This window comes from Bacillus sp. RC242, from assembly GCF_044908245.1.
Taxonomy (GTDB): Bacteria; Bacillota; Bacilli; order Bacillales; family Bacillaceae_G; genus Bacillus_A; species Bacillus_A mycoides.
Window position 1 is genome coordinate 1 of sequence record NZ_JBIYCZ010000015.1, and the last position, 11,293, is coordinate 11,293.

The window sequence follows — 11,293 nt, forward strand, 5'->3', positions numbered from 1 at the left end:
GTCTTCAAACGAAAAACACCTCCATTGAATTTGCATACTTAGTATGCGAATTCAGGAGGTGTTTTTTTCATGTACCACTATTCGGGTTCACTTCAGGTCTTTCATCAGCTAATATTAAGCTTTTTGAACATTAGTAGCTTGTGGGCCACGTTGTCCTTGTTCTACTCCAAACGTTACACGTTGTCCTTCGTCTAAAGATTTGAAACCGTCGATTTGGATAGCTGAGAAATGTACGAATACGTCTTCTCCACCTTCACGCTCGATGAATCCAAAACCTTTGTCTGCATTAAACCATTTTACTTTACCTTGTTCCATAATTGTTGCCTCCTAGTATGGATACCCACACATATGTTACTACCCTTGCCCAAATACCTTAGACGAAAAACAAAATTTATTCTTAATCTCAAATCGAACAAAAATAGGTCTTTCTTAAATTAACATACTTTCTAAAAAACAGCAAATTTCAAAAATAATTCCTTATTGTAATTAGCTACTAATAGTGATTACTGGAGAAAAAGTCACTATGATAGTCATCACAGCAAGAAGTTGCCAAAGGATCTCGACAATATCATTGGTTTGATTCTTTTCAGACATTCAACAACTGATAAAATTAGCTATTTTCGAGTTAAATTTTACTTCTGATAACGATAATTATGTAAATAAGCTGTCCATATGGGCAGCTTATTTTATTTTTCCACATAGCGTAGGTTATTTTGCAAAATGCTGGTGGTATCCCTATACAGTTACTCATAATTTTTGTACTGTGTAACTCAAAAGAGAAAGTTAAATGAAATCAATGGTACCAAGAGATTTCACGATAGGGTCAGTTACACACAATATAAGATATGGGTAAGTCAATTATTTGTATGTTAAGATTATGCTATAAAAAAAGAAAGTAGTGATTGTGATGAGTGAAAGATGTCCGGTTTGTCAAAACTCTATTGTGGAACAACAATTAGTGGGAGTGGGAGGAGGACGTGTAGAGCAATATAAATGTGAGAATTGTGGTACATTTTCCATGGCTGAAGAAGCGAGATTTGAATTAAATGTAGAGCAGAAGAGAAAACTTTCTGCAATTTTAAGAAAGAGAACCATTAGAGGGATGGGGAAAATAATGATTTTTCTTAATCGACCAGATAAAAATCTTTCAGAATTTCCGTATCCTATTTATCTTTTAGAGGATCTATTAAGTGAATATCCAGATAGTGCTTCTGATAGGTTGGATGAGTCATTAATAAACTTAGCTAAATTGTCCAAATTTCCAGGTGACCCAGTATATATTCGTGAATCAGATAAATCTATATTTTTTGTACAGAGTATTCACTTGTTGGAAATGAAATATATAGCGAACCAACTATTTCAGGACGAACTGATTGAGATATCTAAGCTATCGGCAGCAGATTTCCCTGCACATATTACAGTTACAGCGAAAGGGTGGAATCGCATTGCAGAATTAGAAAAAGGAAGAGAAGCGGATACTAAGCAGGTTTTTGTCGCGATGTCGTTTAGTCCAAAAATGGATAGTCCATATAAGAATGCAATCACAAAAGCTATAAAAGAGGCAGGATACCAGCCTATCAGAATTGATGAAGCGGAACATAATAATGATATAACTGATGAAATAATAGTCAAAATAAGACAAAGTAAATTTGTAATTGCAGATTTTACCGGACACAGAGGTGGAGTTTATTTCGAAGCTGGTTATGCGGTGGGACTAGGTAAGACTGTTATATGGACATGTAAAGATGACGATTTTAAAGATATTAATTTTGATACTAGACAATTTAGTCATATTAAGTGGTCAACAGAAAACGAATTATACCAAAAATTATTAAACAGAATTAAAGCAACAATTAATTAAAAACATGGCAGAGTCGTGACCGCTTTTTGGCAGTAAATGTGCCGGTTGTTTTGGAGTTAACGTGATATATTTGTATTGTGAGAAGTGGCGGAAAACACAACTCACAAAGATTCCTTTATATTTTGTCTAAACGATCTATAATGATGGCAGATAAAATCCGAAACCAGCAGATGGTAGTGATTGAATGATACCGTTATTAAGGAGAGCTTTTGCTCTTCTTTCAGTTACTTAATAGTGTTGTATGTGCAGGTTAATGTAACGACATTAGGTAGCTGAAAGAAGATTAAAACTTCATTTACCGTAATTGAAGTGTAAATAAATAATTGATCTTAAAGCATCCATTCGGGTGCTTTTTATTATTTATATGGGAGGCGAAAAGAGATGCTATTTTTCAAAAGAAAGAAAAAGAAGAAGGCAGTTACTCAAAGTAATGTAAAAAGAAATAATGAAAGTACAAATAATGATTTGTTAATCCACACGACAACATCAAGTGTAGTAAATTCTAGTTCAGATTATGGTGACTATGATAATAGTCATTCATCTTCATCGTATCATTCAGGAAGTTCATTTGATAGTTCGTCAAGTTGTAATTAATTAAGTAGCTGAATAGCTGATTTTTTTTATAAAAGTATTTCTGATATTGTATATTCCTTTATAGTAATATCGTATTAAAAAAAGGATGTATGAATTTTGGGGATATACTTAATTGGTTTAGGGATTGTTGTTATTTGTTTGACCTTGATTTATGAAATAAGGGAAGTAGAAGGTGGGAGTTTGAAAGAAAAGGTTGGCTTAGCTTTAGAACATCTTGTCGATTTTATTTCTTTAGATTTTAATGTTCCGCAACTTTTCATATTGTTAGGGTTAGGCTGTATCGTATTTGGTATTGTTATTATGTAGAAAAAAGTGAGTGGAGAGCATCTAATTAGGATGCTTTTTTATTTTGGAGGAGGATGAATGATGGATCTAACTAAATTAACCAAACAAGAACAAGCGATTGTAATTGGTACATTAATTCCATTCCTTGGACAAGACCTTGTAAACGAACGTATCGATAAACAGAAGTTAGAAAGTGCAATCCCAGTCTTTAATGCAATGGAAGACAACACAACGCCAAAGCAAAGAAGAGAAGCAATGATTAGTTTGCTAGATAAAACAATTGATGAATTCCTGAAGAGGAAGGAGTGAGGAGAATTGGACAGTGTTTTAAACAGTAAGATTGCTGTGCTTGGTCTTATACCTATTGATAAGAAAGCATACATCAAATACCTTAAGCCACATGAGAAAGCGTACAAGAAGGCTGGGATTGATGTTAATCGATTCAAGTATTACAAACTGTATGGCGAGAACCACATGCTTTATTCTGTAGAATATCTGGAACAAACATCAATAAAAGATTTATTGGGAAGAGATAAAGGTAATCAAGAACGTTGGGTAAAGGACGATGAATGAATACAAAACAAAACAACAGAAGCGTAAGTTCTACGACAGTGGTGAGTGGAAGAGTATACGCGAACAAGTAAAGAAGCGAGACAACAACGAGTGCCAGGAATGTAAACGTAATGGTCGAGTACAAACAGACACGAACGAATACAGCGAGAGTGCGAAGCGTAAGAAGATACAGTTAGTTGTCCATCATATAAAAGAACTGGAACATCATCCAGCACTTGCATTAGAAATAGATAACCTTGAAACAATCTGTGTGGATTGCCACAATAAAGAACACGGTAGAACATTCAAAAAGAAAATCAACAAATGGGAAAACGATGAAAAGTGGTAAAAACGATTCAGAAACAGTACCCCCCCTTAAAAAAATTCATCAAAAAATGCTCTAAGGGGCACCGGAGGAGGGGGTTAACTGTCAGGTTTTTTTTGAATTACGCACGTAAGGGGGGGTGGGTAGATGGTTGTTAGTATTGAAAGGTTAAAGGAACAGCTTATGAATAATATTGATACGACAGATTTGGTTGAAGTTGAAAAGGTAGAACGCTATATTGATCTAGTTAAAGCATTTCGAAAAATTAATAAAACGATAACTAAAGAAGGTGAATCTGTAACAATTAAAAATGGAACTCAAGTTTTCGTTAAGGCCCACCCTCTTATAAGTGAGAGGAATAAAATTAACAGTTCTTTAATTGCATTAGGGAGAGATATAAAGTTTGTTGTTAAGAATACTATCCCTAATACAGGTTATAACAAAAGTGATCTTACATGATTAAGCAAAAGTATGTGGAAGAATATATTGAACTTTATCGAAGTGGGAAAGTAAAGTTCAATAAAGAAAGAGAACTGTTAATTGAATATCTAGAAAAACATGTTTTAAACAGAGACGATTTGTATTTTGATGATGAAATGATTGAGGATTGTATCAACTTCGGTGAGAAGTGGTATTTTCCGTTGCAGCCATTTCAAAAATTCTTAATAGCATTCGTCTTTTTATTTTATAAGAAAAATGGGCGTGTATTTTATCGTAAATTCCTATGGATGTTAGGACGTGGCGGCGGTAAAAACGGTCTGATTTCTGTTATTATTCACTTTTTAATTAGTGAATTACATGGCATTCCAGAGTATAACATTTCAGTTGTAGCGAATAGTGAAGAACAAGCAAAAACAAGCCCTGAAGAAGTTCATAAATGTGTGAAGAAGAATGAGGTCTTGAAAAGAGCCTTTAAAACAACGTTAACTCAAACAGTTTCAAAGGCTACTGAAAGTGTACTGAAGTTTAGAACTTCAAATGGAGATACAAAAGATGGTTTGCGTGATGGTGCGGTTGTATTTGATGAAATACATCAATACGAAAGCAATAAAGATGTCCGTGTTCATATCAGTGGTTTAGGGAAAAAGAAAAACCCACGTGAATTTTACATTGGTACAGATGGATATGTTCGTGACGGTTTCTTAGATAAGCAAAAAGAAAAGGCAATGAAGGTATTAAACGGCGAAGCACGTCCGAATGCTGTCTTTCCTTTTATTTGTAAATTGAATGACGAAACTGAAGTAGATGATCTTGATAGTTGGGAGCTTGCGAATCCCATGTTATCTAAGCCTTTAAGTGAGTATGCTGAAGGGTTACTTGAAACAATTAAGGAAGAGTATGAAGATTTAGAAGACGATCCTAGTAATAGAGAAGAGTTCATGACAAAGCGTATGAACTTACCTGTTACTAATTTAGAACGCTCTGTTGCAAAATGGTCAGAAATTCTTGCTACAGATCGACCGTTTCCAAATTTACATGGCCAAGAATGTATTGGATCGTTAGACTTTGCAAGCATTCGAGATTTCGCGGCATGTGGTCTTTTATTTAGACAAACTGGAGAGTATATTTTTAAAACTCATTCCTTTGTACGAAAAGAATTTGTTGATATCTATTATGGATATTCAAAAAAAGCAGGCGAGTTCAAAAAACAGAAGTTTGCGCCAATAAAAGAGTGGGAAGAACAAGGTTTATTAACTGTTGTGGACGAGCCAACTATCAATCCTCAACACATTGTTGATTGGTTTGTAAAAATGCGGGAACAATATGGCATTAAGAAAATTATAGCTGATAATTTCCGAATGGAAGCGATAAGACCTTTATTAGTAGCTGAAGGGTTTGAAATAGAAGTTATAAGAAACCCTAAGGCAATTCATAGTTTATTAGCGCCACGGGTTGAAATGGCATTTGCAAATGAGCAGATTGTTTTCGGTGATAATCCTCTTATGCGTTGGTATACACAGAATGTATTGGTTGTGATCAAGGCGGACGGAAACAAAATATATGAAAAGAAAGAACCGGTGCGAAGAAAAACTGACGGATTCCAAAGTTTTGTTCACGCTCTTTATCGAGCAGATGAAATACAAGAAGCAGCAGATTTCATATTAAGTAATATTAAATTCTAATAAAGGGGGTGGTAAACATTGGATGGTTAGGTTCAGTATTCAAAAGAAATAAAGAGCTAGAATTTATGGTCGATCTGGATTTGATTGCTGATACGGCAAACAGGGTTCATATGAAACGATTAGCAATCGATACATGCATATCTTTTCTAGGAAGAACGATTAGTCAATCTGAATTCAGAGTAAGAAACGGTAAAGCATTTGAGAAGAATGAGCTATATTATCGATTAAACGTTAGACCGAACAAAAACATGACGGCCAGTACTTTCTGGGAAAGATTTATTCGTAAACTTATTTATGATAATGAATGCTTAGTCATACAAGCGGATGATGGGGATTTACTTATTGCTGATGGGTTTCAACATAATGAGTATGCCGTGTTAGAAGATACTTTTACCAATGTAACGGTAAAGGATTATACGTTTAAGAGAAGCTTTAAGCAAAGCGAAGTTATTCATTTGAAATATCGAAATGATAAATTATCACCGCTTATTGATGGTCTATTTGCAGATTACGGGGACTTATTCGGTAGGCTGTTAAACTCTCAAAAACGTAAAAATCAAGTTCGCGGAACTGTTGATATGGATATGATCGGTGCTAAAACAGAAGAACAGATAGCCAAGTTACAAGAATTTATTGACAACATGTATAAAGCAATTGGTACGAAAGATATCGCTATTGTTCCACAACAAAAGGGTATTAATTATAACGAAATATATAATGGTGTTGCGAATGGCCCAAGTGTGGAAGAAATCAATAAAGTAACAAATGGTTTTTTAAATCAAGTAGCAATGGCCATTGGTATTCCGACAACTTTATTATATGGAGAAATGGCTGATGTAGAGAAGCAAACGAAAAATTATATGCTTTTCACAGTAAGGCCATTATTAAAAAAGCTATCTGATGAAGCGAATGTTAAATTCTTTGAAATGAATGAATATCTTTCAGGACAAAAGATTATAGTGAAGGCTGTTTCTTATCAGAGTATATTTGACCTTGCAACAAGTATTGATAAGCTTATTTCTTCAAGTGCATTTACAGGAAATGAGATTCGTTCAGAAGTAGATTATGAAGATTCTGATGATCCAAACTTAAATATCCATCATATTACGAAGAACTATAAGAAATTAAATGAATCTGAAGGAGGTGAGAAATGATGGAACATTTGAACATGAATAAGCTTTTAAATTTAAAACGAGATATTCGCTTTGAAGCTAAAGGTGAGAATGAGTATAAATTAACTGTATATGGGTCAATCGGTGGATGGTTTAGTGAAAATAATGATGAAGCTGTAAGAAGAAAAATTCAAGATGTTAAAGCAGAAAAAATTCACGTTCATATTAATTCGGGTGGAGGTTCCGCATTTGATGGTGTAGCAATTTGTAATCAGTTAAAGCAGCATAATGCAGAAATTATAGTTCATATTGATGGTTGGGCAGCTAGTGCCGCATCAGTAATTGCAATGGCAGGAGACAGAATTATTATGCCTAGTAATACTATGATGATGATTCACCAAGCAAGTACCTTTGAATATGGAAATGCAGATCTTTTTGAAAAAACAGCACGAGATTTACGAAAGATTGATTCAGCTTTAGCAGGATCTTATAAGAAACGTTTTGTTGGAACAGATGAAGAATTAAAACAACTTTTAAAAGACGAAACTTGGCTAACAGCAGAGGAAGCAGTAGCTCTTGGTTTAGCTGATGAAATTGCTGATGAAATTGAAATTGATGATACACAAGAAGATGAAGAAGTGGAAGTTGTAGAAAATTTTAAAGAAGATTTAGTAGCTAAATACACGAAACAACCAAATAATCAAAATCCAAAAGAGCCTATTCAAAAGCCTGTTAATACAAAACAGAATTTGAGTACGCTCTTTTTAAATTTAGGAGGAAAATAAAATATGGTTATTAAGTTTAATAATTTCGAAGAGAAAAAACTAGCTTTTGCAAAAGCGACACAGGAAGGAACTCCAGAAGAACAAACAGCAGCATTAAATTCTATGATTGGAGCACTTGCTACAGATGTACGAGCAGATATTTTAAATCAAGTGAATGAATCAATGGTAGACCGTTCTATTATGCAATCTCGCGGTGCTAATGTACTAACAAGTGAAGAAATGAAGTTCTTTAATGCCGTTGTTGAAGATGGTGGTTTTAAATCTACTGAAACTTTACCTAAAACAACACAAGAGAGAATTTTTGATGATTTAGTTCAAGGTCATCCGTTGCTAGAGCATATCGGTTTAGAGAATTTAGGAGCCGTGACAGAATTTATTTATGGAGATCCAGAGGGTGCAGCTGTATGGGGACCTTTATTTGGTGATATTAAAGGGCAATTAAATGCCACATTCCGAAAAGAATCTATTACTCAACTGAAATTAACGGCATTTATTCCATTAGCGAATGATATGTTGAAGCTTGGTCCAGTATGGGTGGAACGATATGTTCGTACTATGATTACAGAAGCGATGTCAGTAGGTTTAGAACGTGGTTTTGTAGTAGGGACAGGTAAAGAAGAACCTATTGGCTTATTAAAGGATCCTAGCGGAAGTGTAGTGAATGGAGTATATCCAGATAAAAAACCAGCAGGAACTTTAACGTTTGAACCTGGTCGTAAAACAATTAATGAATTAAAAGGCGTGGTTAAATTATTGGCTAAAAAATTAAATCCTGATGGTAAAACAGATGCAGATAGACCTAAAAATATTGCTGGGAAAGTAGTTATGGTAACAAACCCATTCGATACTTTTGACATTCAAGCAAATGCTACAATTCAAAATGCGGCAGGTGTATATGTAACGAGCTTACCTTTTAATCCAATCCCAACAGAATCTGTATTTGTACCTCAAGGACAAGTGGTGTTCTTTGTTAAAGGGGAGTACATTGCAGCGATGGGTGGAACAGAGCCAATCAAGAAGTATGAAGAAACATTAGCTTTAGAAGATGCAACACTTTATATCGCCAAACAACATGCTACAGGTAAACCAAAGGATAAATACACTTCACAAGTTTATACATTGAAACTTGGAGAAGTAACGCCACCGACACAAGGATGATGTGAATGGATACAGTAATTTCGGATGCAACAATACAGGAGTTTAAAGAGAGGATGCACTTAGGTGATGAGGAAGATGATAACCTAAAACGCATTCTTTCTACGTCTAACAAGGCATTACTTAGGGTTTGTGGGAATTATGATTTAAATAAAGACGAGGAGTTCAAAGAATTAGTCTTTGAACGCTCTCGTTATGTTTATAACGATGCATTAGAGTATTTTGACAAGAATTTTTTAAGTCAGATTAATAGTTTGGGCATCGATAAAGCATTAGAAGAAATTAAATTGGACGGTGATTAATATGCGTCCTTTTCAGTACAAGAAACCACTGAATACAGGTGATTGTAGAAATCGAATTATTATTGAGCAACCTGAAGTAATAAAAGATGATTTGAATCAAGAAGTTGAAACAGGTAATTGGCAAGAAGTAAAAAAAGCGTGGGCAATGATAAAAACGGTAAAAGGTTCGGAGTACATTGAAGCTTCGGCTTCACAGTCTACACGAATTTATCGGTTTGTAATTCCTTATACAACAGGTATTACAGAATTAATGCGAATTAATATGAAAGGTCGTATCTTTGATATCATCGAGCCACCAATGAATGATGATGAAATGTATCAAACATTGACCATTATCGCAAAGGAGCATACTTAATATGAATGATTTTGCGAGCGAGATTGCTAGGGAATTACAAAGATATGCAAATGTTGTGGAAGAAGAATTAATGGTAGCTCAAGAGGAAGTAGCTGATGTTGTTGTCGATAAATTAAAGCAAAGTAGCCTTAAAAAAACAGGTGGTTATCGTAAAGGGTGGCGCAAGAAGAAAGATGGCAAATCTATTGTCGTCCACAATTCAAAAGGGCAATTAACACATCTTTTAGAAAACGGACATGCCAAAGTTGGTGGTGGTCGAGTTCCAGCAAGAGTGCATATTCGTCCAGTTGAAGAGTATGTAATTAATGAATTACCAAGACGGATTGAAAGGGCGCTTGAATAATGACATTAGGTGAATTAACAAAAATCCTTGAAGCTACAGGTTATCCTGTGGCTTATTCGCAGTTCACAGCAACGCCAGGTAATCCAGTGCCCAAACCACCATATCTTTGTTTTCTTGTGGATGGATCAGCAAATTTAATGGCAGATAACAAGGTCTATCACAAGATAAACGATTTAAATATTGAGCTTTACACAACTAGAAAGGATTTAGTTGCAGAAGCCAAACTTGAAAAAGTCCTAGACGATCATGAAATACCTTATGATTCGCCATTCGAAGGGATTATTGAAACAGAAAAAATATATCAAAAATTTTATGAAACGAGGTTGATATAAATGAACAAAGTTACTTTTGGTTTAAAAAATGTTCATTATGCATTATTAGATATAACAAATGGTGCGGTTAAATTTGGAGTTCCGATTCCAATGCCAGGCGGCGTTGAATTAACGACCGAGCCTAAAGGTGAATTAACGGAGTTTTATGCGGACGACATGGTTTACTACTCTTCCGATAATAACCAAGGTTACGACGGTACATTAGTGATCGCTAATATCCCAGAACAGTTTGCAATTGATGCATTAGGAGAACAGTTAGATGAAACTGATGGAGTATTAAATGAGGTAGCGAATGCAAAAAGAAAACAGTTTGCATTGTTATTTGAATTTGATGGGGATGAAAAAGCTGTTCGACATGTAATGTACAATTGCACAGCAAGTCGTCCTACAGTTGCATCTAAAACAAAAACATCATCAGCAGAGCCAAATACAAATGAATTAAAGTTTGTTTCTAGTCCGATTCATATTAAGGGGAAACCATTAGTTAAAACCAAAACAGCTTCTAAAACAACAGCAGCTATTTATGATGGTTGGTACACAGCGGTATATACAAAAAAATAATAGTGTAAGGGGAAAACTTAGATGGAAAAGACAATTACAATAGATGGTAAACAAGTCAGATTAAAAGCTACAGCAGCAACAGTTAAACGATATAAAGCACAATTCAGACGTAATTTATTTGCAGATTTGATGGGGTTAGGAGCAATTAACGCTTTAACTTCACCAGATGGGTCAGAACAATCTATTGATGTATCTAATTTAGATTTAAGTAACATAGATTTCGAGCTTATTTATGACTTAACTTGGTTATACGCTAAAACGGCTGATCCAAGTATTTCTGATCCTATGACGTGGTTGGATGGATTTGAAGAATTCCCTATTGAAGAAATTATGCCGGAAATTATGGAATTAGTTCAAGTCACTATGGGAGCAAAAAAAAAATAAAGAAAAATAATGGAGAGCAAGGGACATTCAGTGATGAAGAATTAACCACTGATTTGTTCCTTGCTCTTTGTTATGAAGCGAAATTAACGAGTTGGGATTTAGAAGATATGACTATTGGTGATTGTTTTGATTATATTGCTGAATTCACTGAAATGAAGAACCCAGATAAAGAAAAAATTCGTAAAGCGAATCAAAGTGATATGGACAGTTTCTAAGAAAGGGGT

At 34.7% G+C, this 11,293-nt stretch carries 19 protein-coding genes; 18 read left to right on the forward strand and 1 reads right to left on the reverse strand.

The window, feature by feature from the left end; all coding sequences use genetic code 11:
• Positions 1-114: 114 nt before the first annotated feature.
• The gene (locus ABH957_RS23090; protein ID WP_404512279.1) at positions 115-315 is read right to left on the reverse strand and encodes a cold-shock protein; all 201 of its coding nucleotides are present in this window, start codon (positions 313-315) and stop codon (positions 115-117) included.
• Positions 316-907: 592 nt separating this feature from the next.
• Here ABH957_RS23090 and ABH957_RS23095 point away from each other — a divergent pair.
• The 18 genes from ABH957_RS23095 (at position 908) to ABH957_RS23180 (ending at position 11,284) form a co-directional block, all read left to right on the forward strand.
• Complete coding sequence (locus ABH957_RS23095) at positions 908-1,861, forward strand: nucleoside 2-deoxyribosyltransferase (RefSeq protein ID WP_404448105.1); 954 nt, start codon at positions 908-910, stop codon at positions 1,859-1,861.
• A gap of 381 nt (positions 1,862-2,242) precedes the next feature.
• On the forward strand, positions 2,243-2,455 hold the full coding sequence (locus ABH957_RS23100) for a hypothetical protein (protein WP_404457449.1): 213 nt from the start codon (positions 2,243-2,245) through the stop codon (positions 2,453-2,455).
• 96 nt (positions 2,456-2,551) lie between these two features.
• Entirely contained in the window at positions 2,552-2,761 is a 210-nt protein-coding gene (locus ABH957_RS23105; protein WP_404512281.1) for a hypothetical protein, read from the forward strand.
• 57 nt (positions 2,762-2,818) lie between these two features.
• The gene (locus tag ABH957_RS23110) at positions 2,819-3,049 is read left to right on the forward strand and encodes a hypothetical protein (RefSeq protein WP_404457446.1); all 231 of its coding nucleotides are present in this window, start codon (positions 2,819-2,821) and stop codon (positions 3,047-3,049) included.
• A gap of 6 nt (positions 3,050-3,055) precedes the next feature.
• Entirely contained in the window at positions 3,056-3,313 is a 258-nt protein-coding gene (locus ABH957_RS23115) for a hydrolase (RefSeq protein WP_404457444.1), read from the forward strand.
• The gene (locus ABH957_RS23120; protein ID WP_404457442.1) at positions 3,306-3,641 is read left to right on the forward strand and encodes an HNH endonuclease; all 336 of its coding nucleotides are present in this window, start codon (positions 3,306-3,308) and stop codon (positions 3,639-3,641) included. The genes ABH957_RS23115 and ABH957_RS23120 overlap by 8 nt, the downstream gene beginning before the upstream one ends.
• Before the next feature lie 123 nt (positions 3,642-3,764).
• Positions 3,765-4,076: a P27 family phage terminase small subunit gene (locus ABH957_RS23125; protein WP_404512283.1), complete on the forward strand. Its 312-nt coding sequence runs from the start codon at positions 3,765-3,767 to the stop codon at positions 4,074-4,076.
• Entirely contained in the window at positions 4,073-5,740 is a 1,668-nt protein-coding gene (locus ABH957_RS23130; RefSeq protein WP_404512285.1) for a terminase TerL endonuclease subunit, read from the forward strand. The genes ABH957_RS23125 and ABH957_RS23130 overlap by 4 nt, the downstream gene beginning before the upstream one ends.
• Positions 5,741-5,748: 8 nt before the next feature.
• Positions 5,749-6,894, forward strand: a complete 1,146-nt coding sequence (locus ABH957_RS23135) for a phage portal protein (protein WP_404512286.1) — start codon at positions 5,749-5,751, stop codon at positions 6,892-6,894.
• The gene (locus ABH957_RS23140) at positions 6,894-7,637 is read left to right on the forward strand and encodes a head maturation protease, ClpP-related (protein WP_404491794.1); all 744 of its coding nucleotides are present in this window, start codon (positions 6,894-6,896) and stop codon (positions 7,635-7,637) included. The genes ABH957_RS23135 and ABH957_RS23140 overlap by 1 nt, the downstream gene beginning before the upstream one ends.
• Positions 7,638-7,640: 3 nt before the next feature.
• Positions 7,641-8,795, forward strand: a complete 1,155-nt coding sequence (locus tag ABH957_RS23145; protein ID WP_404491793.1) for a phage major capsid protein — start codon at positions 7,641-7,643, stop codon at positions 8,793-8,795.
• A gap of 5 nt (positions 8,796-8,800) precedes the next feature.
• Positions 8,801-9,094, forward strand: coding sequence for a hypothetical protein (locus ABH957_RS23150; RefSeq protein ID WP_404491792.1), 294 nt, complete (start codon positions 8,801-8,803; stop codon positions 9,092-9,094).
• A gap of 1 nt (position 9,095) precedes the next feature.
• Complete coding sequence (locus tag ABH957_RS23155; RefSeq protein WP_404491791.1) at positions 9,096-9,449, forward strand: phage head closure protein; 354 nt, start codon at positions 9,096-9,098, stop codon at positions 9,447-9,449.
• Position 9,450: 1 nt separating this feature from the next.
• On the forward strand, positions 9,451-9,792 hold the full coding sequence (locus ABH957_RS23160; RefSeq protein ID WP_404512288.1) for an HK97 gp10 family phage protein: 342 nt from the start codon (positions 9,451-9,453) through the stop codon (positions 9,790-9,792).
• Positions 9,792-10,124, forward strand: a complete 333-nt coding sequence (locus tag ABH957_RS23165) for a hypothetical protein (protein WP_404512290.1) — start codon at positions 9,792-9,794, stop codon at positions 10,122-10,124. The genes ABH957_RS23160 and ABH957_RS23165 overlap by 1 nt, the downstream gene beginning before the upstream one ends.
• Positions 10,125-10,685 (forward strand): major tail protein, encoded by a 561-nt coding sequence (locus tag ABH957_RS23170; RefSeq protein WP_404457423.1) that lies wholly within the window; start codon positions 10,125-10,127, stop codon positions 10,683-10,685.
• Between the two features lie 21 nt (positions 10,686-10,706).
• Entirely contained in the window at positions 10,707-11,069 is a 363-nt protein-coding gene (locus ABH957_RS23175; RefSeq protein WP_404457421.1) for a hypothetical protein, read from the forward strand.
• A gap of 53 nt (positions 11,070-11,122) precedes the next feature.
• The gene (locus tag ABH957_RS23180) at positions 11,123-11,284 is read left to right on the forward strand and encodes a hypothetical protein (RefSeq protein ID WP_404512292.1); all 162 of its coding nucleotides are present in this window, start codon (positions 11,123-11,125) and stop codon (positions 11,282-11,284) included.
• The last annotated feature ends 9 nt before the right edge of the window (positions 11,285-11,293 follow it).